The sequence below is a fragment of the Microbispora hainanensis genome, from assembly GCF_036186745.1.
In the GTDB taxonomy this organism is placed as follows: Bacteria; Actinomycetota; Actinomycetes; order Streptosporangiales; family Streptosporangiaceae; genus Microbispora.
The window spans coordinates 4,392,258-4,414,093 of the sequence record NZ_CP108086.1 but is presented as its reverse complement, the minus strand read 5'-3'; the positions used below and the strand labels follow the sequence as shown (position 1 = coordinate 4,414,093).

Sequence of the window (21,836 nt, the reverse complement as noted above, 5' to 3'; positions counted from 1 at the left end):
TACCGGGTTCGCTGTACCGGGGGGTTCGGGATAACCGGGGACTCGGGATGCCGGGGATTCGGGATGCCGGGGATTCGGGATTCGTGGCGGGGTTCGAAGGGTGAAACCGGTGGGGGAATCTACCGCAGCGCGTAGGAGTGCCAGGGCTGCCAGGAGAGCCAGACGGTGTCGCCGCGTTCGGCGGTGATCGTGCTGTCGTGGGCGTTCTGCTCGAACACCGTGATCTCGGCGCCGTCGCCGAGCGCCACGACGTAGCTGTTGTAGGTGCCGAGGTAGACGACTTCGGAGACGGTCCCCCGCACCACGCTGAGGTCGCCCTCCGGCCGGTCCCTGGCGATCTTGATCTTCTCGGGCCGGACCGTGAGGTCGACTGTGGCGCCGGGCGCGAGCGCGCCGTCGGCGGGGACGAGGATGCGGTCGCTCGCGCCGAGCGCGAGCACGGCGGTGTCGCCGGTGATCTGCTGGACGGTGCCGCTCAGCAGGTTGGAGGTGCCGATGAATCCCGCCACGAACTTGCTGGCGGGCCGCTCGTAGATCTCGCGGGGGTCCGCGAGCTGCTCCACGAGGCCGTCGTTCATGACCGCGATGCGGTCGCTCATCGTCAGCGCCTCGCTCTGGTCGTGCGTCACGTAGACGAACGTGATGCCGACCTCGCGCTGGATGCGCTTGAGCTCGATCTGCATGGCCTGGCGGAGCTTGAGGTCGAGCGCGCCGAGCGGCTCGTCGAGCAGGAGCGCGCGGGGCCGGTTGACCAGGGCCCGGGCGAGCGCGACGCGCTGCTGCTGGCCTCCCGACATCTCCTTCGGCCGGCGCTTCTCGCGGCCGACCAGGTCGACGACCTCCAGGATCTCGCCGACGCGGCGCTTGATCTCCGCGTCGGGGACCTTCTTGCGCTTGAGCCCGAACGCGACGTTGTCCCAGACGTTCATGTGCGGGAACAGCGCGTAGGACTGGAACACCATGTTGATGTCGCGCTTGTTGGGCGGGACGTTCGTGACGTCCTCCCCGTGGAGCCTGACGATCCCCTGGGTGGGGTCCTCGAACCCGGCGATCATGCGCATGCTGGTGGTCTTGCCGCAGCCCGAGGGGCCGAGGAGGGAGAAGAACTCCCCCTCCGCAATGGCGAGGCTCACGCCCTTGACCGCCCGTACGACCTCGCCGTGCGAGACGTACTCCTTGACCACGTGGTCGAGTTCGATGGCGGGCACGTCTCCTGATACGGGGGCAGCCGCGACGGCCGCCCCCGAGCCCGCCTGGATCTCTGTCATTCCAGGCTTATCCCTCTTTTTCGATAGGCGTCCGGCCGCGGCCGATGGCGCCTATTCGCCGATGTAGTGCATGACGTGCTTGACGCGGGTGTAGTCGTGCAGGCCGAAGACGGACAGGTCCTTGCCGTAGCCCGAGTGCTTGAAGCCGCCGTGCGGCATCTCGGACACGAACGGGATGTGGGTGTTGACCCAGACGACGCCGAAGTCGAGTCGCTTGGACATCCGCATCGCGCGGCCGTGGTCGGTGGTCCACACCGAGCCGGACAGGCCGTAACGGACGCCGTTGGCCTTGGCCAGCGCGTCCGCCTCGTCGGTGAAGGTCTGGATGGTCATGACGGGGCCGAAGATCTCGTCCTGGACCATCTCGTCGTCCTGCTTCAGCCCGTCCACGACGGTCGGGGCGAAGAAGAAGCCCTTGTCGCCGACCCGGGTGCCGCCGGTGAGGACCTTCGCGTGCTCGGGGAGGCGCTGGAAGAAGCCCTCGACCCGGGCGAGCTGGTTGGCGTTGTTCAGCGGGCCGAAGTAGGCGTCCTCGACCTCGAGGCCGCCCAGCTTGGTGGCGGCCGCGGCCTCGGCCAGCGCCGCGGCGAACTCGTCGTGGATGCTCTCCTGCACGAGCACGCGGCAGGCGGCGGTGCAGTCCTGGCCGGCGTTGTAGAGGCCCGCCCCGGCGACCGCCTCGGCGACGGCCTTGATGTCCTTGACGTCCTCGAAGATCACGACCGGGGCCTTGCCGCCCAGCTCCAGGTGGACGCGCTTGACGTCGTCGGCGGCGGTCCTGGCGACCGACATGCCCGCGCCGACCGAACCGGTGATCGCGACCATGCTCGCGGCCGGGTGGCCGACCACCAGCGCACCGGTCTCCCGGTCGCCGGTCACGACGTTGAAAACCCCGGCGGGCAGGACGTCGCCGAGGATCTCGGCCAGCTTCAGCGTGGAGACCGGCGTGGTGTCGGACGGCTTGAGCACGACCGTGTTGCCGGCCGCGAGAGCGGGGGCGATCTTCCAGACCGCCATCATCATCGGGTAGTTCCACGGCGTGACCTGACCGATGACACCGATAGGCTCGTGCCGGATCACCGAGGTGTGGTCGGCGAGGAACTCACCGGCGGTCGGGCCCTCAAGGGTGCGGGCCGCACCGGCGAAGAACCGGAAGTGGTCAGCGGCGATCGGGGTCTCGTCCTCGGCCATGCGGGCGCGGGGCTTGCCGGTGTTGCGGCACTCGGCCTCGTTGATCTCGTCAGCGCGGGCCTCGATCGCGTCGGCGACCTTCAGCAGCAGCGCCGCGCGCTCGCCCGGGGTCGTCTGGCCCCACGTCTCGAAGGCGGCCGTCGCGGCGGCGTACGCGGCGTCGACGTCCTCCTGGCCCGACACCGGTGCCTGGGCGTATGCCTCCCCCGTCGTAGGGTCTACGACGTCGGAGAAACGGCCGCTGGCGGCGTCGACGAACTTCCCGTTCACGAAGTTCTGGAGACGGGTGGTCACCGGTGACCTCCTGGTGGTGGCTGAGTTGTCGCGACTCTGGCAGAGGAAAGAGCCAACGACAAGGGATTTCGTCGCTAAGATACCAAATTGCTACGAAATCGCTTGACGTGAGCGACGGAGCTGACAACATGTCAGACCACGATCGCAACATGTCAAAAATGATGCTGTAACACCAGGTCGCTACGGCGATCGAAGCCGAAGCCCGCCAAGAGAGGACACCCCCCGAGGATGACGACTCCGCCAAAGGCTCGCGCGGCTGCCGCGAAGGGTGGGCCGGTGGTGCTCGACGAGATCTCCAAGCAGATCATCGAGCAGCTTCAGATGGACGGGCGAAAGCCGTACGCCGCCATCGGCAAGGCGGTGGGGCTGTCGGAGGCCGCGGTGCGCCAGCGCGTGCAGCGCCTGCTCGACCTCGGCGTCATGCAGATCGTCGCCGTCACCGACCCGCTCACCCTGGGCTTCCCCCGCCAGGCCATGATCGGCATCAAGTGCGAGGGCGACCTGGAGCAGGTGGCCGACGAGCTGTCGCAGATCCCCGAGATCGACTACGTGGTGCTCACGGCCGGGTCGGTCGACATCATGGTCGAGGTGGTCTGCGAGGGCGACACCCACCTGCTGGAGATCCTCGGAAAGATCCGGGCGATCTCCAGCGTGCGGGCGACAGAGACCTTCGTCTACCTCAAGCTGCACAAGCAGACCTACTCCTGGGGCACCCACTGACGACCGTCCCCGCCCCGGCCCGGCGGGGCCGGGGGGCTCAGGTCTCCAGCAGTCGGCCGTCGGACAGCTCCAGCCACCGGTCCACCCCGACCTCCGCGAGGAACCGCTCGTCGTGGCTGACCACCACGAACGCCCCCTCGTACGCGCCGAGCGCGCTCTCCAGCTGCCCCACGCTGACCAGGTCGAGGTTGTTGGTGGGCTCGTCGAGCAGCAGGAGCTGAGGCGCCGGTTCGGCGCACAGCACGCAGGCCAGCGTGGCGCGCAGCCGTTCGCCGCCCGACAGCACGCCCACCGGCAGGTGCGCCCGCACGCCGCGGAACAGGAAGCGGGCGAGCAGGTTCATCCGCTCCGCCTCCGGCATGCCGGGGGCGAACGCCGCCAGGTTCTCCGCCACGGTGCGATCCACGTCGAGCAGGTCGAGCCGCTGCGACAGGTAGGCGACCCGGCCGTCGGCCCGCCTGGTCGTGCCGGCGTCCGGCTCCAGCTCGCCGCCGATCACGCGCAGCAGGGTGGACTTGCCCGCGCCGTTGGCGCCGGTCAGCGCGATGCGCTCGGGGCCGCGGATCGCCAGGTCGATGCCCGGCTCGGCGAACAGGCCACGGACCTGCAGGCCCTCGCCGAGGAAGACCGTCCGCCCGGCGGGCACGTTGGTCCCCGGCAGCTCCAGCGCGATCTTCTGGTCGTCGCGCAGCGCCCGGCCCGCCTCGTCGAGCCTGGCCTTGGCGTCGCTCACGCGGGCGGCGTGCATCTGGCCGGCCCGCCCGGCCGACTCCTGGGCGCCCCGCTTCATGTTCCCGGCGAAGATCCGCGCCAGCCCGGCGTTCTTGAGGTTGCGGGCGGCGTTGCCCGCGCGGCGCTCGGCCCGCTCACGCGCCTGCTGCATCTCCCGCTTCTCGCGCTTGAGCTCCTGCTCGGCGCTGCGCACGGTCCGTTCGGCGGCCTCCTGCTCCGCGCGTACGGCCGCCTCGTAGGCGGTGAAACCGCCGCCGTAGAAGCGGATCTCTCCCCGGTCGAGCTCGGCGATGCGGTCCATGCGGTCGAGCAGGGCCCGGTCGTGGCTGACCACCAGCAGGCAGCCGTTCCAGTCGCCGAGCACGTCGTAGAGCCTGCGGCGCGCACCGAGGTCGAGGTTGTTCGTCGGCTCGTCCAGCAGCAGGACGTCGGGCCGCTTGAGAAGCTGGGCGGCCAGGCCGAGCGAGACGACCTGGCCGCCGCTCAGCGTACGCAGGATGCGGTCGAACGCGAGGTCGCCGAGCCCCAGCCGGTCGAGCTGGGCACGGGTGCGTTCCTCGATGTCCCAGTCGTTGCCGATCGTGGTGAAGTGCTCCTCGGCGGCGTCGCCCGACTCGATGGCGTCGAGCGCGGCGATCACCGGGGCGATGCCGAGCACCTCGGCCACGGCCAGGTCGCCGGTGAGAGGCAGGCTCTGCGGCAGATAACCGAGCACGCCGCTGACGGACACGCTCCCGCCGCGAGGCCGGTGCTCACCGGCGATCAGCTTGAGCAGCGTGCTCTTGCCCGCGCCGTTGGGAGCGACCAGGCCCGTACGGCCACCGCCCACGGTGAAGGACAGGTCGTCGAAGACGGGCGTGTCGTCAGGCCAGGAAAAGGACAGGCCGGAACAGATGATGAACGCATCGGACATGCGAGAGACCTCGTACGTGATCCGGGCGCACCGGAGCCGCCCGGCAAGGGGACAGGGATCAGAGAACGACAACGAGGGCCACATCGGCGGCGGTCATGCGCGCCTGCCGGGGCCGCTCGATCTCCGGTATCACCCGGAGATGTCGTCCTCACCTGCCACGTCTGGTCTCCTAGCCTGGGGTCACGAGCGCCGGACACGATAGCAGCCCGATGCCGCCATCCGTCAACCCACGGCGTACGCGGGGGTCAGCCGATCCGGGCGACGGCGCGGACGGGAGCGCCGTCGGCCCCGGCCAGGCGCAGCGGGAACAGCGAGACCTCGATCGGGCGACCGGCGGCCTGGGCGTCCAGCAGCGGGCCGAGACCCCGCAGGTTCTCCGCGATGACGGCGTGCGCGCCGCACAGCACGCGGTGCGCCGGCAGATCGGCGGGAGCCGGGGTGGGATCGACGCTGAGCGCGTCGACGCCGACGGTGCGCACGCCCGCGGCGACGATCAGGCGGGCGGTCTCCGCGTCCAGGTAGGGGTGGGTCAGGTATTCCGGGGTTCCCCAGTGCTCGTCCCAGCCGGTCGCGACCAGCAGGACGGTCCCCGGGGCCAGCCGCCCGGTCACCGCGGCGAGCATCGCCGGGGTGACGGGCGCGCGCGGCGGCAGGCCCCGGGCGTCGAGGACCACCGCCGGTCCGAGGAAGCGTTCCAGCGGCAGGTCGTCGAGCGTGGGCAGCGCGTCGTCGATGTGGAACGGCGCGTCCACGTGCGTGCCCGACTGCGACCCCAGGTGCAGGCCGAGGACGTTGACGCCCTCGGCCGCCACCGTGAGGGCGGGCGCGATCTCCACCTCCGGGTCGCCGGGGTAGACGGGCATGCCGCTCACGACGGGCACCGACAGGTCGACGATCACGGCTTCTCCCCCTGGCGTCAGGCCTTCCCCAGCGCGAGCAGGCCGATCAGATCGTAGGCCACGTGGGAGGCCGCGACCGAGGTGATCTCCGCGTGGTCGTACGCCGGGGCGACCTCGACCACGTCCGCGCCGACGATGTCGCAGCCGGCCAGGCCGCGCAGGATCTCCAGCAGCTCCCGGCTGGTCAGGCCGCCCGCCTCGGGGGTGCCGGTGCCGGGCGCGTGCGCCGGGTCGAGCACGTCGATGTCGATCGACAGATAGAGCGGCCGGCCGCCGATGCGCTGCCGCAGCGCGTCGGCGATCTCGTCCACGCCCCGGCGCAGCACGTCGGCGCTGGTCACGATGCCGAAGCCGAGGCGCCGGTCGTCCTCCAGGTCCTTCTTGCCGTACAGCGGGCCGCGGGTGCCGACGTGGCAGACCGCCTCGGTGTCGAGGATGCCCTCCTCGACCGCACGGCGGAACGGCGTGCCGTGCGTGTACTCGGCCCCGAAGTAGGTGTCCCAGGTGTCGAGGTGCGCGTCGAAGTGCAGCAGCGCGACCGGGCCGTGCCGCCGGGCGGCCGCGCGCAGCAGCGGCAGCGCGATCGTGTGGTCGCCGCCGATGGTGACAAGCTTCGTGCCTCCGTCCATGAGCCCGGAGGCGGACTCCTCCACCGTCTCGACGGCCTCGCGGATGTCGAACGGGTTGCACGCGATGTCGCCCGCGTCCGCCACCTGGACCGTGGCGAACGGCGAGACGTCCAGGCCCGGATGGTACGGCCGGAGCAGGCGGCTGGCCTCCCGGACGGCCGCAGGGCCGAACCGGGCGCCCGGGCGGTAGGAGACCCCACCGTCGAACGGGACGCCCACCACCGCGACGTCGGCGTGCCCGACCTCGTCCAGCCGCGGCAGCCGCGCGAACGTGGCCGGTCCGGCGAATCGAGGGATCCGGGAGGAGTCGACGGGTCCCCTGGGCTCTGTCATGGCGTGCGCTCTTCCTTCCAGTAGAGGTCGGTCCGCCGGTCACGATGGACGTCGTTGCGGGGGCCGGTGGCCTTGTCCCGCGCGTGCGCGAGATCGCAGTCGGCGACCAGCACGGCGGGCCCGTCCCGTAGCACGGGGCCCGCCAGGGGATAGCCGTCGGGACCGATCAGGGAGGTGCCGCAGACCCAGCCGACGCCGCGCTCCACCCCGCACCTGTCGGCCACGGCGACGAACATGCGGTTGGCCGCCGCGGCGATCTGGGCGAAGGCGACCAGCACCGGGCGCTCCCCTTCGGGGACGGGCGAGGCGGGCCAGTTGGTGGAGACGGCGAGCAGGTCGGCCCCCGCGAGGCCCACGGACCGCACCCACTCGGGGAACTCCAGGTCATAGCAGACCATCATGCCGATCCGGCCGAGCGTGGTCCCGACGACCGGGGCCGGCTCGTCGCCGGGGACGAACACGTCCTGCTCGTCGTGCCACAGGTGGGCCTTGCGATAGACGGCCCTGGTGCCGGTGGCGTCGACCGTGACCTGACTGTTGCGTACGGCACCGCCGTCCAGCTCGCAGAACCCGCCGACGATCACGAGGTCGTGGTCGCGGGCCAGCCGCCGCCATCCGGTCACGGTGGGGCCGTCGGCGGGCTCGGCGAGACTCCTGGCCTCCTCGGCTCCGGTGAAGACGTAGCCGCTGTTGACCAGCTCGGGCAGCACCACCAGCCGGGCGCCGGCCTCGGCCGCCTCCCTGATCGCCGCCTCGGCGGCGGCGCGGTTCGCCTCCGGCTCGCCCACCCGCAGCGGGAGCTGCGCCACCGCGACCCGCGTCACGACCGCACCCCCTCGTTCGTCCCCGCGTTCGCCCCTGTGTCCGTCCATGTGTCCGTCCCCGCGGACGTCCCCGCGGACGTCCCCGCGGGCGCCCCCGGCCGTACGACCGTGCGCAGGCCGGTGCCGGCGCGCAGGTCGGCGAAGGCCGCGGGCAGGCCGGCGAGCCCGGCCTCGGCGCCGACCAGCCGGTCGAGCGGCAGGCGCCCGGACAGGTAGAGGCTCGCCAGCCGGGGGAAGTCGACCGCGGGCACGCTGGAGCCGTAGTTGCAGCCGAGGATGTTCTTGCCCTGGTCGGCGAGGTCGAACGGGTCGAAGGAGACCCGCGTGCCGAGCGCGGTCATGCCGACGAGCACCGCGTTGCCTCCCGCGCGCAGCAGCCCGGGCAGCGCCTCGATCGTGGCGGCCCGGCCGATGGCCTCGAACGCGTGATGCGCCCCGCCGGTGATCTCCAGCACCTTCTCCGCCAGCGCCGGGTCGTCACCGCGCAGGGTGTGCGTGGCGCCGAGCTCCCGGGCAAGGCCGAGCCGCCGGTCCGACAGGTCGACGGCGACGACCGGCTGGGCGCCGGCCAGGCCGAGGCCGAGCACGACCGCCTGCCCGACGCCTCCGCAGCCGATGACGACGGCCGACTCGCCCGGCCGCACCCCCGCCGTGTGCACTGCGGCCCCGACCCCGGTCGTCACGGCGCACCCGATCAGCGCCCCCACCGGGAACGGCACCTCGTCCGGAACGACGATCGCGGCGGTCTCGGGCACCACGGCATATTCGGAGAACGTGCCGAGCCCGAGGAAGGGCAGCACGGGCGTGCCGTCCTCGTCGGACAGCGGGGTCGAGCCGTCCGGCAGCGTGTTGGACACGGCCTTGGTGTTCGAGCACAGCCAGGCACGGCCGGCTGCGCACGCCTCGCAGCGGCGGCACGGCGCGAACCACGACAGCACGACGTGGTCGCCGGGCCTGACGTCGCGTACGGCAGGGCCGACGGCCTCGACCACGCCCGCGCCCTCGTGTCCCAGGACGATCGGCTCCTCGACCGGCCAGTCCCCGTCGAGGACGTGCAGGTCGGAGTGGCAGACGCCGCTCGCCTCGATACGGACGAGGACCTGGTCGTCCCGGGGGTCGGCCAGGCGCAACACCCGGCTTCGCAGGCCCTGCCCCCGCACGAGGACGGCCGCGTTGGTGACGGTCATGTGATTCCTTCCTCGGACGACATCCGGCGGGGTTCAGGACGCGGCGAGCTCGCGCTCGCTGGCCGCGACGACGCCCTCCTCGGACGAGACGTCGAGCGTGCGGCACAGCAGCAGGTAGACGCCGCCGCCGACGATCAGCCCGACGGCGAACGCGATGTCGACGCCGCCCATGGCCTCGGCCACCGGGCCGGTGAAGAAGCTGAGCACCACGAAGGGAACCATCGCGGCCAGGCCAAGCAGGTAGGAGACCAGCCCGCGCCACGCCCACATGCCGTAGATGCCGTCCTTGCGGAAAAGGTGCGTGATCGCGTAGTGGCCGCGCCGTACGAAGAAGTAGTCGACCAGGTTGACGGCCGTCCACGGCACGAGCACGTACAGCATGATCAGCTGCACGTTGGTGAAGGCGGTGGAGAAGTCGCCGATGAGCAGCATCCCCACGAGTGCCCACACCACGGCCAGCACGACGACGGTGACGATCCTGATCGAGCGGGTCGGCCGCACCGGCCGCAGGGTGTCGACGGCGGTGACGACGGTCAGCATGCCGCTGTAGGCGTTGAGGCCCATGGTCGCGACCAGCACGAGCACGGACACTACCGTGAGCACGCTGCCGAGGCCGGTGAACACGTTCTCGCCCGCGTCGTGGATGCCGACGAGCGTGTCGGTGACGCCGAGCCGGGTGGCCATCCACGCGCCGATCGGGATCAGCCACAGCGGCGAGGCCGCGGCGCCGCAGAAGACCGACCACACGATGTGTGAGGTCTTGGTGCGCCGGGGCAGATAGCGCGAGTAGTCCGAGACGTACGGCGCGTAGGTGATGTTGTACGAGGCGGCGACCGCGAACTGGACCATGAAGGCGACCCAGGTGAAGCCGCCGGAGGAAGGGGCCGCCTGCCCGCCCGCGCCCCCGAACAGGATGACGGCGGTCAGCACGAGCCACAGCGGCAGCGAGATCCAGAACAGCACCTGGAACGCCCGGTGGAGCCAGTCGTAGCCGTAGATGGCCAGCACCGCGGCCACCACGGTGATGACGATCCCGATCACCGGCTTGCTCCAGCCGAACACCGCGTTGAGGCCGTTGTCGATGATGACCGTGTCGATGACGTTGAAGCCGACGTACGTGAAGAGCGTGCCGGCGAGTGCCAGGATGACGCCGCGATATCCGAGCTGGGCCCGCGACTGCACCATCTGGGGCAGCCCGAGCCAGGGGCCCTGCGAGGCGTGGAAGGCCATGAAGAAGGTGCCGAACAGGATGCCGAGCGTGCTCGCCAGCGAGGTCCAGCCGAGCGGCAGCCCCATCGCCGGGCCGACGAAACCGATCGCGACGGTGTACGGCTGGAAGTTGCCGCAGAACCAGAACGGGCCCTGGTGCCAGACCTTGCCGTGCCGCTCGCCCTCCGGGACGTAGTCGATCGAACGGACCTCGATGGCGCCGGGCGAGGCGGAGGGGGCAGCCGTCGTCATACATTCCTCCAGGTCGGGGGGGAGATGGCTTGAGTGTGCCTAACGGCCCCAAATCAGAACAATTGGGTCAATCACCGGAAATAGGCTGGGCGTTGTGGACGGGCACAACACGGTGGAAGACCTGGTGCGCTCCCCCGCGCTGCAGCTGAAAGTGCTGGCGGGCGAGCGCGGACTCGGCAGGTCGGTGTCGTGGGCCCACGTCAGCGAGCTGGAGGACCCCACGCCCTGGCTGCTCGGAGCCGAGGTCATCATGACCACCGGCATCGGAGTGCCGCGCGCGGCCGCCGCCCAGCGCGCGTACCTGGAACGGCTCGACGACGCCGGGGTGGCCGCGCTCGCGCTCAGCGCGGGCCTGCACGTCCCCCCGCTGCGCCGAGCCTTCCTCGACGCCGCCGAGGACCGCGGATTCCCCGTGCTTGAGGTGCCGCTGGCCGTGCCGTTCATCGCCATCGCCCAGGAGGTCGCGGCCGCGGTGCAGGCGGACGCCCGGCAGCGGCTCGGGGCACAGCTCCAGGTGTTCGGCGCGCTGCGCTGGCTCGCCTCGGAGAGCCTGGACACGGCCGGACTGTTCCGGCGGCTCGAACGACTGTCGGGCTACGACATCTACCTGACCACGCCGCAGGGCCGCCCGCTGCTGCCCGGCGTGCCGGCGCCCCCGCCGGGCGTACGCCTGCCCGCCTCGCTGGAGGCCCCGCCGACGATCCCCGGCGGATTCGCGCTCCCCGTCCCCGCTCCCGGCGGTCCCGCCGGGTTCCTGGTCGCCTTCGAGCGGGAGGGCGCCAGGCCCGCCGGGCTCGCCGTCGTCCAGCACATCGCGACCGTCGCCGCCCTGCGGGTGGCCATGGTGCGCAGCGAACGCGAGACGCTGCGGCGGCAGGGCGCGGAGACGCTGGCCGAGCTGCTGCAGGACGTGCTCGACCCGGAGACCGCGCGGCGCAGGCTCGCCCTGGCGGGCCTGGCGGCCGACCACGACGTCGTGCTGCTCGTGGTGCGCGACGCCGCCGACGACGCCGTCGTACAGGCGCTCGGCGAGCATCCGCACCTCATGCTCCGCCGGCAGAGCGACCTGTACGTGCTGACGGCGGCGGACGCCGACACGGCGGAGCTGGAGGCGGTGCCCGGGATCGCGGCCGGTGTCAGCCGCGCTATCGCACCCGGATCGTCGCTGCGGGTCGCCCAGCGCGAGGCGCTGTGGGCGGCCTCCCGCGCCGCCGAGTCGGGCCGGCCGCTGGTCGCCTACGGCGCGGACACCACCGGCCGGTGGCTGCCCGCCGACGTGGGCGTGCTGACCGCCCTCGTCGAGCACGTGCTCGGTGACGTCCTGCGGTATGACGCCGAGCACGGATCCGAACTGGTCGCGTCGGTGCGGACCTGGATGGAGCGTGACCGCCGCGTCGACGACGCCGCGCGGGCCCTGCACGTGCACCCCAACACGCTGGCGTACCGGCTGCGCCGGTTCGGGGCGCTCACCGGGCGCGACCTGTCGGCGACGGGCGACTTCGCCGAGGTGTGGCTGGCCCTCCGCGCCGCGGGACAGCTCGGCCGGGTCTGAACGCCCGGCAGGTCAGCGGATGCCGACGTAGAAGCGCGTCTGGTCGCTTCGGTGGAGGGCGTAGTACGCCTCGAACCTGGTGTTGTCCTCCAGCCACGCGACCGACTCGATGCCGAGCAGAGGCGTCGAGGTGGACACCTCGAGCAGGGCCGCGTCCTCCCGGTTGGGGAAGACCGCCTCGATCCAGCGGTCGGCCGCGGCGGGCTCGATGCCATACCGGCGGCGCAGCACGTCGTACAGCGACTGGTTCTCCATGATGGCGCGTTCGAGCCCGGGGACGAGCCGGGCGGGCAGGGCGGTGTCGACGAGCAGCCACGGCTGGCCGTCGACCCGGCGGAGCCTGCGCAGCCGGACGACCTGCTCCCCCAGCGGTATGCGCAGGAGCGCGGCCTCCCGCTCGTCGGCCTCGCCGAGCGCCTGGCGGACGGTCTGCGTGGTCACCCGGCGCCCCGACTCCCGCAGGTCGTCGGCCGACCCTGACATCGATCCGACGAACCTCAGCTCGGTCTTGCGGGGCGCGACGAAGGCTCCCTTGCCCTTTACCTTGTAGATCAGGCGTTGCTGGACCAGCTCACGCAGCGCCTCCCTGACGACCGTGCGGGAGACGCCGAACAGGTCGCTCAGCTCGGCCTCGGACGGCAGCGGCTGATCGGGCCCGCGCACGCCGCTCTCGATCTCCGCGCGCAACGCCCGCATGAGCTGCATCCACAGCGGTTCCGCCCCGTCGCGGTTGAGAGGCGGATAGGTCATCGTCACGGGAACCTCCTCGGCGGCACCGCAGCAGGATGCCCCACTCGAACCTGTAACTACAAGTTGGCCCGGCTGTTACCAAGATTAATCGTCACTGGCGGTCCGAGGCGACCGAAAACACGCTCTTGACAGGCCCGTAACGCCCGCCTAGTTTGCTTGTCACTACAGGCCTGTAATGACAGGTCGATCGAGCGAAGCCTTGACGCCGACTCTCCCCCCTCGCGAACCCGCTCTGTCTGGAGACACCATGCACATGCGTCCCACACGCCGGTCCTGGCGCGCCGCCTCCGCCGCGGCGATCTCCGCTTTCGCCGTACTGGCCGCGGGCTGCGGCTCCGGCTCCGGTAGCGCCACCGCGGACGCCGCTGGCGGGACCGCGGGCGGCGGCGGTGACAAGCCCTTCATCGCACTGAGCAACGGCTTCATCGGCAACGGCTGGCGGCAGACGATGATCGCCAAGTTCGAGGCCGCCGCCGAGCAGGCCAAGGCCGACGGGCTGATCGGCAAGTACAAGGTCGTGAACGCGCCGGGCGAGAACTCGGCGACCGAGCAGGTCGCCCAGATCAAGAGCCTGCTGCTGCAGAAGCCCGACGCGCTGCTCATCGACCCCGCCTCGCCCACCGCGCTGCAGCCGGTGATCCAGCAGGCCTGTACGGCCGGCGTCAAGGTCGTGGTCTTCGACTCCGCCATCGACGCGCCCTGCGCCCACGTGCTGCAGAACAGCTTCGTGGACTGGGCGACGTACGCCGCCAAGCCGCTGCTCGAAGGCATCGGCGGCAAGGGCTCGGTCATCGTGAGCCGCGGCGTGGTCGGCTCCCAGCCCGAGGCCGAGATGCTCGACACGACCAAGAAGATCCTCGCGGGCTACCCCGGGGTGAAGACCGTGGCGACGGTCACCGGCATGTGCGACGGCGCCACCGCGCAGAAGGCCGTGCTCGGCGTGCTGTCCAGCGTGCCGAAGGTCGACGGCGTCATCGGCTGCGGCGACGGCTACGGCGTGGCCCAGGCGTTCGCCACGGCGGGCAAGCCCGTGCCCGCGGTCGACTTCGAGACCAACGGCCGCGCGCTGAGCTACTGGCGGGACAACAAGATCGACAACGGCTCGGTCGCGGTCATGTCCGACCCCGGCCAGTCGGTCGCCGCGCTCTGGGAGGCCCTGGACCTGCTCGACGGCAAGGACGTGCCCAAGCAGATGACCTTCCCGATCGTCCTGATCGAGCAGAAGGACCGCGACGCCTGGGCCTCGGTGCTCAAGCCCGACGAGTACGCCGCCTGGCCGTGGACCCGGGAGCTGTTCCGGCAGCAGGTGGAGGCCGTGAAGACCGGCGGCAAGCCGATCCAGCCGCCGATCCCGTCGGCCGCGAGCTGACCCGGCTTCGCAACGACCACGGCACGGAGGAGACGGAGGAGACCGGGCATGCACGTCGACAATCTCCCGGCCGGCGGCACGGCGCCGCCGCAGACGGGCACCGGACCGGCCGCCCGGCCGCCCGTCGTCACTGCCAGGGGCGTGACCAAGGCGTACGGGCGCACCCGGGCCCTGACGGGCGTGGACCTGGAGGTCCGCGCGGGCGAGGTGCTCGGGCTGGTCGGTCACAACGGCGCGGGCAAGAGCACGCTCATGCGCGTGCTCGCCGGGCTGGAGGCCTGCGACACGGGCACGGTCCTCGTGCACGGGAGGAAGGCCTCCGCCGGGGACTTCCGGTCGGTGCGGATGGCCTACCAGGAGACGTCACTGTGCCCCGACCTCACCGTGGCGGAGAACATGTGGGTGTCCTCGCGGCACTGCCTGCCCCGCCTGCGGTGGCGGCGGGCGGCGAGCGACGCGGTGCGCCGCCGCCTCGACGAGATGTTTCCCGGCCACGGCGTCTCCCCGCGTGACCGGGTTGAGGACCTGTCGCTGGCCCGGCGCCAGATGGTGGAGATCGCCCGGGCCTGCCTGGTGGACCGGCTCGACCTGCTGATCCTCGACGAACCCACCGAGTCGCTCGGCCCGGACGCCGCCCGGTCGCTGTACGCCTACGTGCGCAGGCTGACCGGGGCCGGCACCGCCGTGCTGCTCATCTCGCACCGCATCCGCGAGGTCCTCTCGGTGGCCGACCGGGTGGCCGTGCTGCGCGACGGTGCGGTCACCGCGGAACGGCCGGCCGCCGGGCTCGGCGAGCCGGACGTCCTCGAGCTGATGGGCGCCCACGTCGCCGCTCCCTCGGCGACCGGCACACGGACGGCCGCCGCCGGGGCCGCGGCGCGGGAGACGGTGGCCGAGCTGCGCGGCGCCATCGGACCCGGCCTGCGGGAGGTCACCCTGCGGGTCGGCAAGGGCGAGGTCGTGGGCCTCGCCGGGCTGGCCGGCCAGGGCCAGCAGGAAGTGCTCGAACGCCTGTGGCGACCGGTGCGGCGCGACACCACGGTGAACGTGACGCGGGCGTACGTGCCGGGCGACCGGCAACGCTCGGGCGTCCTGCCCCTGTGGAGCGTGGGCGACAACCTGATCGTGACCGCGCTGCGCGGCATCGCCCGCCGGGGGCTGCGCCGCCCGGCCGAGGAGCGCGCGGTGGTCGGTGACTGGGTGAAGCGCCTCGCCATCAGGGGCGGCGCGGAGGCCGGGATCACCGAGCTGAGCGGCGGCAACCAGCAGAAGGTCATCGTCGCCCGCGCCTTCGCCTCCGCCTCCGGGCTCGTGCTGCTCGACGACCCGTTCCGGGGCGTGGACGTGCACACCAAGACCGATCTGTACCGCCTCATCAGGGATGAGGCGGCGAAGGGCCGGAGCATCGTCTGGTACTCCAGCGAGAACGCCGAGATGGCCCACTGCGACCGGGTTTACGTCTTCCGTGCCGGCCGGATCGTGGCCGAACTGACCGGCGAGGAGATCTCCGAGGAACGCATCATCGCCGTCTCCTTCAACGAGGACGGAGGAAACGACTGATGGCCCAGCTTCTCGCCCCGGCGCTGCCCGACCGCGCGCGGATGCGCCGCTCGGCCCCGGCCGCGGTCAGCGCCGTCGCCCTGGTCGCGATGCTCTGCGTCTGCTCGTCGCTCCAGCCGGGTGTGCTGACCGTGGAGGGCCTCACGCTGGTCCTGTCCGCGACCGTCCCGCTGGTGATCGCCACGCAGGCGCAGATGACGCTCATGGCCGTCGGCGACATCGACCTCGGGATCGGCAACTTCGTCGGCCTGATCACGGTGGTCTCCGCCACCCTGCTGGTGTCGTCCCCTCTCCTCGGCGTGCTCGTCCTGATCGGGCTGGTCGCGGCGTACGCCGTGCTCGGCCTGCTCATCCACCTGCGCGAGGTGCCGGCGCTGATCGCGACCCTCGGCGCCTCGTTCGTCTGGCTCGGGCTCGGCCTGTTCCTGCTGCCGACGCCGGGCGGCATGACCCCCGGGTGGCTGGCGTCGTTCGGCGCATGGCAACCCGCGGGCTTCCCGGCGCCGCTGCTGCCGATCCTGGTCGTCGCGCTGGTGGTCTACCTGCTCACCGCACGCAGCGCCGCAGGCGTGCGGATGCGCGGTCTGGGCAGCAACCCGGTCGCGCTGCGGCGGGCCGGCCTGCGGCCGCTCACGTCCCGCGTCGTCGCCTACGCGACGGCGGGCGCGCTCGGCGTGCTGTCCGGCCTCGTCCTGGCCTCCCAGACCGGCGGCGGAGACGTGTCGTCGGCCTCCAGCTACACGCTCACAACCGTGGCCGCGGTGATCCTCGGCGGGGGCTCCTTCTCCGGCGGCAACGCCGTGCCGTGGGGCGCCGCGATCGGCGGAGTGACGCTGGGGCTGGTCAGCGTGGTTCTCAGCCTGCTCGACGTCCGATCCGACATGCAGTCCGCCGTGCAAGGCGTGATCGTCCTGGCCGTGCTCGCGGGCCGCGTCGTCGTGGGGAAGGTGTTGCGATGAACATCCGCGTGACCCGCCAGTGGAGCGGCCCCTGGAACGGTGCCCCCTGGATTTGGGGCTTCGCCTCCGCCGCGCTCGTGTGGCTGGTGATCCTGGCCATCTCGGGCCAGGGCGGCGGGCAGACCGTCTCCCTCGCCCTGTCGCTCGCGCCGTACCTCGTCATCGTCGGGCTTGGGCAGATGCTGGTCATCAGCGCGGGCCCCGGCAACATCGACGTGTCGGTGGGGTCGGTCATCTCGCTCGCCGGGTTCGTCTCGGTGGCGGCGGCCTCCGCGACCGGCTCCGCGGCCGTGGGGATCCTCTCGGGGATCGGCGTCGGCGTCCTCGTCGCGGCGGTCAGCGCCGTGGCCATCCTTGGCCTGTCCGTCCCCCCGATCATCGCCACGCTGGCCGCGGGGCTCGTCGCCTCGTCGATCACGCTGTCGACGGCCAACGGCTTCACCGCCGTGCCAGACCCCGGTCTGCGCTCGGCGCTCAACCTGCGCCCTGTCGGCATCCCGCTCCTCGCGCTCGCGATCGCGGTGCTGACCGTGCTCGTCGTTGCGCTGCTGCGCCGCACGGTCTACGGCCGGTCGCTGATCGCGGTGGGCCAGAGCCGCCGGGCGGCCGAGCGGGCCGGCATCCCGGTCGCCCGGATCATCGGGGCGACCTACCTGCTCAGCGGGGCGCTGGCCGGGCTGACCGGCGCGCTGCTCGCCGCCTACATCGCGCCCTCGGCCGATCTCGGCACCCGCTACCTGCTCGACTCCGTGGCCGTTGTGGTCATCGGCGGCACGCTCATCTCCGGCGGTCGCGCGGTCCCGGTGGGCGTGTGGGGCGCGTCCGTCTTCTTCATCCTGCTTGACGGACTGGTCAACCTCGTCGGCTGGAGCACCGCGGCGCAGAACCTGCTCAAGGGCGGCCTGGTGCTCTTCGTCCTCTTCCTCGCCGGTGGAGGCGACCGTACGGCATCTCTGTTCAGACGGCGATCGCGCACCGCGACCGCCACCACCACTAGTACAGGAGACGACACTGATGGCTGACACCGACGGCCTGCTCGACGCCCGCGACTTCGGGACGTCCGCCGGGCCCGCGGCGAGCGGCTTCCACGTCAAGGGCGCGCACGGGCAGGACTGGGGCCTGCGCAACCGCCTGTCGCGCATCTTCCGGCCGGACACCGGGCGCACGGTCATGCTGGCGTTCGACCACGGCTACTTCGTGGGCCCGATGGCCGGGCTGGAGCGCCTCGACACCCGGATCGCCCCGCTCGTCCCGGACGCCGACGCGATCATGATGACCCGCGGCGCGCTGCGCACCAGCATCCCCGCGACCACCGACGCCGGGATCGTGCTGCGCGCCAGCGGCGGCCCGAGCATCCTGCGCGAGCTGTCCGACGAGCACATCGCGCTCGACATGGAGGACGCGCTGCGCCTCAACGCCGCCGCCGTCGCCATCCAGGTGTTCATCGGCGGCGAGCACGAGTCGCGGTCGGTCGCCAACCTGGCCGCGCTCGTGGACGCCGGTCAGCGGCACGGCGTCGCCGTGCTCGGCGTCACCGCCGTCGGCAAGGACATGGTCCGCGACGCCCGCTACTTCCGCCTCGCGACCCGGATCAGCGCCGAGATGGGCGCCCACATCGTCAAGACGTACTACGTCGAGGAGGGCTTCGAGACCGTCACCGCGAGCTGCCCGGTGCCGATCATCGTCGCGGGGGGCAAGAAGCTGCCCGAGATCGACGCCCTGACGATGGCCTACCGGTCGATCCAGGAGGGCGCCGCCGGCGTCGACATGGGCCGCAACATCTTCCAGAGCGACAGCCCCGCCGGCATGCTCGCCGCGGTCCGCGCGGTCGTGCACGACGGGCTCAAGCCCGAGGAGGCGTACGAGATCTACAAGGAGAGGGCGCGCGGCTCCGCCGCCTAGTCCGATCCTTCTCCGGCGCGGGTCCGCCCGCGGACCCGCGCCCGTCACCCTCCGGGAGCCACCCATGTCGCAACACGTCCCCTTCGGTGAGACCGACGTCGTCGATCTCGCCGTCATCGGAGCCGGCATCAACGGGCTCGCCATCGCCCGGGACGCCGCCGCACGCGGCCTGCGCGTCGTCGTCGTCGACCGCGCCGACGTGGGCTCGGGCACGTCGAGCACCTCCAGCCGGCTGATCCACGGCGGCCTCAAGTATCTCGAGCGCTACGACTTCACGCTCGTGCACGAATCCATCCGGGAGCGGCACCTGCTGTTCCGCACCGCGCCCCACCTCATCCGCGACTACCCGATGCTGATCCCCTTCTACGAGGGGAACACCCGGCCGGGAGCGCTGATCCGGCTCGGCCTGCTGGCGTTCGACACGATGGCCCTGGGCCGGGGACGCGGGCTCAGCCGCGGCGTACCGGTCCGCACGGTGGCCCGCCGGTGGCCCACCCTGTCGCGCGAGGGCCTGCGCGGGGCGGCGCTGTTCCACGACGCGCAGGTGCCGTGGGCGGAGCGGCTCTGCGTCGAACTGCTCCTCGACGCCCGCCGCCTGGGCGCGCGCGTCCTCACCTACACCTCCGTCACCGGACTGATCGTCGAGAGCGACCGGGTCGCCGGCCTTCACACCGAGGACGTGCGGTCCGGGGAGCGCGGGGAGATCCGGGCCGCCGTCACCGTCAACGCCGCCGGGCCGTGGATCGACCGGATCCTCGACGGGCAGATCGAGAGCCGGCGGCTGAACGGCGGCACCAAGGGCAGCCACGTCGTCCTCGACCCGTTCCCCGGAGCCCCCGACACCTGCATCTTCTTCGAGGCGGCGGCCGACGGCCGGCCCATCTTCGTCTTCCCCTGGCAGGGCCGCTACATGCTCGGCAGCACCGACCTCACCTACGAGGGCGACCTGGACGAGGTGGTGGCCGGCGACGCCGAGATCGACTACCTGCTCGCCGAGACCAACCGGATCTTCCCGCAGGCGAACCTCACACCCGCCGACGTGCTGTGGAGCGTCGCCGGGATCCGGCCCCTGCCGTACACGGCCGGGGTGTCGGACAACGCCAAGATCAGCCGTGGACACACCGTGCTCAACCACGCGCCCGCCTACCGGGGCCTGCTAACGGTCATCGGCGGCAAGCTCACGACCCACCGGGCGCTCGCGGAGGACGTGACCGACGAGGTGCTGCGCGTGCTCGGCAAGCGGCCGCGCCCGTGCGTCACCCGGACCCGGCCGTTCCCCGGCGCGGACACCTCGGACTGGCCGGAGTTCGTGCGCGACTTCCTGCGTGAGTCGCCGCTGGACGGTGCGTCCTCCCGCAGGCTGCTGCAGCTCTACGGCGTGCGCGCCCGCCGGGTGCTCGACCTGGCGGCAGAGGACCCCTCGCTCGCCGAGGTCGTCGACAAGGAGACCGGCGCCCTGGCCGCCGAGGTCGTCATGGCCGTATGCGAGGAGGGCGCGGTCACGCTGGCCGACGTCATGCTGCGACGTATCCTTGTCGGGCTCAACGGCGACATGGGCCTTTCCAGCGCCGCGACCTGCGCCGACGTCGCCGTACGCCACCTCGGCTGGGACGAGGGGCGAGCCCGCGCCGAGGTGGCCGCCTACGAGAACGAACTGCGGCGCCACCGTCCCCGGGCGCTGGCCGCCGCGGCGGGTGGAGGCGCGGGCGCAGGCATGGACAACGACGGGAGGAGACCATGACGAACCTGGCCACGTGTTACGTCGGGGTCGACGTCGGCCTGACCGCGTCGAAGGCCGCCGCGTTCGACACCGAGGGACGCGAGGTGGGGGTGGTGCACGCCCGCACTCCCCGCACCAGCGTGACCGCCCACCGGCACGACGTGGACATGACCGGGCTGGCCGGCACCGTCGTGTCACTGCTCGGCGACCTCGCGGGCAAACTCGCCGCCGACGGGTACGCGCCGGCCGGCATCGGCGTGGCCGCGCACGGCAACGGGCTCTACCCGGTCGACGCGTCGCTGCGGCCGGTCGGACCTGCCATCGCGTCGTCGGACAGCCGGGCCCAGCACATCGTGGACGCGATCGAGCCGCAGGCCGCCCGCCGCCTGGCCGCCGAGACCGGCTCCATCCCCTGGGCGGCCCAGCCGTCCGTGCTCCTGCGCTGGATGCACGACGCCGACCCCGAGGCGTACGCCGCGACCCGGTGGGCGCTGTCATGCAAGGACTGGGTGACCTCGCAGCTCACCGGCGTGCCGAGCGCCGACTACAGCGACGCGAGCGCGTTCGGCATGGTGGCGCTGGACACCCGCGAATACACGCCGACGGCGCTCGAACTGGTGGGGCTTCCGGCCGGCGACCTCGACCGCTTCCCGCCGCTGCGCGAGTCCGGGCAGGTCGTGGCCGGACTCAGCGCGCGGGTCGCGGAGCTGACCGGACTGCCGGAGGGGCTGCCCGTGATCGCGGGCTGCATGGACTGCGTGGCCGCCACTCTGGGCGCGGGCGGCCGGGCGCCGGGCGACGTGACGATCATCGTGGGCACCTGGGCCATCAACGGGGTCGTCGTCCCCGCCGCCACCCCCGCGCCCGAGGTCACGCTCAGCGCGCTGATGCCCGACTCGGGAACGATGCTCGCCATGGAGGTCGCCCCCACGTCGGCCGCCAACCTCGACTGGCTGAGCACCGCGTCGGTGCCGCACCGGGCGACCACCGGCGTTCCGGCGGCGGACCTGCTGGCCGAGACGGCGACGGTGGCGCCGGGCGCGGACGGGCTGCTGTTCCTGCCGTTCGTCAACGGCGCCCCCGAGCACCCGGCGGCCTCAGGGACCTTCCTCGGCATCTCCGCCGTACACCGTCGCGGGCATCTCACCCGTGCGGTCATCGAGGGGGTCGCGCAGTATCACCGGGTGCAGCTCGACCGCGTCCTGGCCAGCGGGGCCGACGTGGGCGACCGTCCCTGGCGGCTGGCTGGGGGCGGCGCACGGTCGGAGGTCTGGGCGCAGATCTTCGCCGACGTGCTCGGCCGTCCCGTCCGCCGTCAGCTCACCAGCGAACTCGGCGCACGCGGGGTCGCCTCGCTGCTGCCCGCCGCGCTCGGGCACAGCGACGTGCCGTGGTCGGTCAGCGACACCGACGACCTGTGCGTCCGCCCCGGTCCCGCCCGCGAGGCATACGTCCGGCAGGCGGAGGTGTTCGACCGGTGCCTGGCCGGGATGTCCGCCGCATGGTCGGAGGTCGAGCGGTATCGCACGGCGGGGTTCGAACCGGCTCCCACCGGCCGCTGACAGGCCACGAG

At 72.2% G+C, this 21,836-nt stretch carries 18 protein-coding genes; 9 read left to right on the top strand and 9 right to left on the bottom strand.

What is annotated here, in order from left to right; translation table 11 throughout:
* Positions 1-119: 119 nt before the first annotated feature.
* Complete coding sequence (locus OHB01_RS20700; protein ID WP_142650493.1) at positions 120-1,268, bottom strand: ABC transporter ATP-binding protein; 1,149 nt, start codon at positions 1,266-1,268, stop codon at positions 120-122.
* A 51-nt stretch (positions 1,269-1,319) separates the two neighbouring features.
* Entirely contained in the window at positions 1,320-2,753 is a 1,434-nt protein-coding gene (locus tag OHB01_RS20695) for a gamma-aminobutyraldehyde dehydrogenase (RefSeq protein WP_142650492.1), read from the bottom strand.
* 228 nt (positions 2,754-2,981) lie between these two features.
* Between OHB01_RS20695 and OHB01_RS20690 the strand changes: the two genes are divergently transcribed.
* Positions 2,982-3,473 (top strand): Lrp/AsnC family transcriptional regulator, encoded by a 492-nt coding sequence (locus tag OHB01_RS20690; RefSeq protein WP_030511698.1) that lies wholly within the window; start codon positions 2,982-2,984, stop codon positions 3,471-3,473.
* A 37-nt stretch (positions 3,474-3,510) separates the two neighbouring features.
* Here the strand turns inward: OHB01_RS20690 and OHB01_RS20685 are convergent, their stop codons facing one another.
* The 6 genes from OHB01_RS20685 to OHB01_RS20660 form a co-directional block, all read right to left on the bottom strand.
* Positions 3,511-5,118 (bottom strand): ABC-F family ATP-binding cassette domain-containing protein, encoded by a 1,608-nt coding sequence (locus OHB01_RS20685; RefSeq protein ID WP_147944347.1) that lies wholly within the window; start codon positions 5,116-5,118, stop codon positions 3,511-3,513.
* Between the two features lie 245 nt (positions 5,119-5,363).
* A complete protein-coding gene (locus OHB01_RS20680; protein ID WP_147944348.1) occupies positions 5,364-6,017 on the bottom strand; it encodes a cyclase family protein in 654 nt (217 codons plus the stop codon).
* Between the two features lie 17 nt (positions 6,018-6,034).
* A complete protein-coding gene (gene speB, locus OHB01_RS20675) occupies positions 6,035-6,979 on the bottom strand; it encodes an agmatinase (RefSeq protein ID WP_147944349.1) in 945 nt (314 codons plus the stop codon).
* A complete protein-coding gene (locus OHB01_RS20670; RefSeq protein ID WP_328853854.1) occupies positions 6,976-7,803 on the bottom strand; it encodes a nitrilase-related carbon-nitrogen hydrolase in 828 nt (275 codons plus the stop codon). Before OHB01_RS20670 ends, speB begins: the two co-directional genes overlap by 4 nt.
* A complete protein-coding gene (locus OHB01_RS20665) occupies positions 7,800-8,990 on the bottom strand; it encodes a Zn-dependent alcohol dehydrogenase (RefSeq protein ID WP_328853853.1) in 1,191 nt (396 codons plus the stop codon). The genes OHB01_RS20670 and OHB01_RS20665 overlap by 4 nt, the downstream gene beginning before the upstream one ends.
* Before the next feature lie 33 nt (positions 8,991-9,023).
* Entirely contained in the window at positions 9,024-10,451 is a 1,428-nt protein-coding gene (locus tag OHB01_RS20660; protein ID WP_147944351.1) for a purine-cytosine permease family protein, read from the bottom strand.
* 94 nt (positions 10,452-10,545) lie between these two features.
* On the opposite strand from OHB01_RS20660, the gene OHB01_RS20655 reads away from it, so the two are divergent.
* Positions 10,546-12,003: a PucR family transcriptional regulator gene (locus OHB01_RS20655; protein ID WP_328853852.1), complete on the top strand. Its 1,458-nt coding sequence runs from the start codon at positions 10,546-10,548 to the stop codon at positions 12,001-12,003.
* A 12-nt stretch (positions 12,004-12,015) separates the two neighbouring features.
* On the opposite strand, the gene OHB01_RS20650 is transcribed toward OHB01_RS20655, so the two are convergent.
* Positions 12,016-12,753 carry a GntR family transcriptional regulator gene (locus OHB01_RS20650; protein WP_142650521.1) on the bottom strand — a complete coding sequence of 246 codons (738 nt, stop codon included), beginning with the start codon at positions 12,751-12,753 and terminating at the stop codon, positions 12,016-12,018.
* 247 nt (positions 12,754-13,000) lie between these two features.
* Between OHB01_RS20650 and OHB01_RS20645 the strand changes: the two genes are divergently transcribed.
* The 7 genes from OHB01_RS20645 to OHB01_RS20615 all read left to right on the top strand — a co-directional run bounded on the left by OHB01_RS20645 (position 13,001) and on the right by OHB01_RS20615 (position 21,825).
* Positions 13,001-14,122: an ABC transporter substrate-binding protein gene (locus OHB01_RS20645; protein ID WP_142650484.1), complete on the top strand. Its 1,122-nt coding sequence runs from the start codon at positions 13,001-13,003 to the stop codon at positions 14,120-14,122.
* Positions 14,123-14,170: 48 nt separating this feature from the next.
* Positions 14,171-15,682, top strand: a complete 1,512-nt coding sequence (locus tag OHB01_RS20640) for a sugar ABC transporter ATP-binding protein (RefSeq protein ID WP_142650483.1) — start codon at positions 14,171-14,173, stop codon at positions 15,680-15,682.
* Positions 15,682-16,641 carry an ABC transporter permease gene (locus OHB01_RS20635; protein ID WP_142650482.1) on the top strand — a complete coding sequence of 320 codons (960 nt, stop codon included), beginning with the start codon at positions 15,682-15,684 and terminating at the stop codon, positions 16,639-16,641. The genes OHB01_RS20640 and OHB01_RS20635 overlap by 1 nt, the downstream gene beginning before the upstream one ends.
* A complete protein-coding gene (locus tag OHB01_RS20630) occupies positions 16,638-17,663 on the top strand; it encodes an ABC transporter permease (RefSeq protein WP_142650481.1) in 1,026 nt (341 codons plus the stop codon). The genes OHB01_RS20635 and OHB01_RS20630 overlap by 4 nt, the downstream gene beginning before the upstream one ends.
* Positions 17,656-18,543: a 3-hydroxy-5-phosphonooxypentane-2,4-dione thiolase gene (gene lsrF / locus OHB01_RS20625; protein WP_142650480.1), complete on the top strand. Its 888-nt coding sequence runs from the start codon at positions 17,656-17,658 to the stop codon at positions 18,541-18,543. Before OHB01_RS20630 ends, lsrF begins: the two co-directional genes overlap by 8 nt.
* Positions 18,544-18,607: 64 nt before the next feature.
* Positions 18,608-20,284: a glycerol-3-phosphate dehydrogenase/oxidase gene (locus OHB01_RS20620; protein WP_328710753.1), complete on the top strand. Its 1,677-nt coding sequence runs from the start codon at positions 18,608-18,610 to the stop codon at positions 20,282-20,284.
* Positions 20,281-21,825, top strand: coding sequence for an FGGY-family carbohydrate kinase (locus OHB01_RS20615; protein ID WP_142650478.1), 1,545 nt, complete (start codon positions 20,281-20,283; stop codon positions 21,823-21,825). Before OHB01_RS20620 ends, OHB01_RS20615 begins: the two co-directional genes overlap by 4 nt.
* Positions 21,826-21,836 lie beyond the last annotated feature (11 nt).

Coding starts and splice junctions, on each gene's coding strand:
- OHB01_RS20660 (WP_147944351.1), bottom strand. CDS start 10,451: ATGACGACGGCTGCCCCCTCCGCCTCGCCCGGCGCCATCGAGGTCCGT.
- OHB01_RS20645 (WP_142650484.1), top strand. CDS start 13,001: ATGCACATGCGTCCCACACGCCGGTCCTGGCGCGCCGCCTCCGCCGCG.
- OHB01_RS20665 (WP_328853853.1), bottom strand. CDS start 8,990: ATGACCGTCACCAACGCGGCCGTCCTCGTGCGGGGGCAGGGCCTGCGA.
- lsrF (WP_142650480.1), top strand. CDS start 17,656: ATGGCTGACACCGACGGCCTGCTCGACGCCCGCGACTTCGGGACGTCC.
- OHB01_RS20690 (WP_030511698.1), top strand. CDS start 2,982: ATGACGACTCCGCCAAAGGCTCGCGCGGCTGCCGCGAAGGGTGGGCCG.
- OHB01_RS20640 (WP_142650483.1), top strand. CDS start 14,171: ATGCACGTCGACAATCTCCCGGCCGGCGGCACGGCGCCGCCGCAGACG.
- OHB01_RS20650 (WP_142650521.1), bottom strand. CDS start 12,753: ATGACCTATCCGCCTCTCAACCGCGACGGGGCGGAACCGCTGTGGATG.
- OHB01_RS20700 (WP_142650493.1), bottom strand. CDS start 1,268: ATGACAGAGATCCAGGCGGGCTCGGGGGCGGCCGTCGCGGCTGCCCCC.
- OHB01_RS20685 (WP_147944347.1), bottom strand. CDS start 5,118: ATGTCCGATGCGTTCATCATCTGTTCCGGCCTGTCCTTTTCCTGGCCT.
- OHB01_RS20630 (WP_142650481.1), top strand. CDS start 16,638: ATGAACATCCGCGTGACCCGCCAGTGGAGCGGCCCCTGGAACGGTGCC.
- OHB01_RS20615 (WP_142650478.1), top strand. CDS start 20,281: ATGACGAACCTGGCCACGTGTTACGTCGGGGTCGACGTCGGCCTGACC.
- OHB01_RS20635 (WP_142650482.1), top strand. CDS start 15,682: ATGGCCCAGCTTCTCGCCCCGGCGCTGCCCGACCGCGCGCGGATGCGC.
- OHB01_RS20620 (WP_328710753.1), top strand. CDS start 18,608: ATGTCGCAACACGTCCCCTTCGGTGAGACCGACGTCGTCGATCTCGCC.
- speB (WP_147944349.1), bottom strand. CDS start 6,979: ATGACAGAGCCCAGGGGACCCGTCGACTCCTCCCGGATCCCTCGATTC.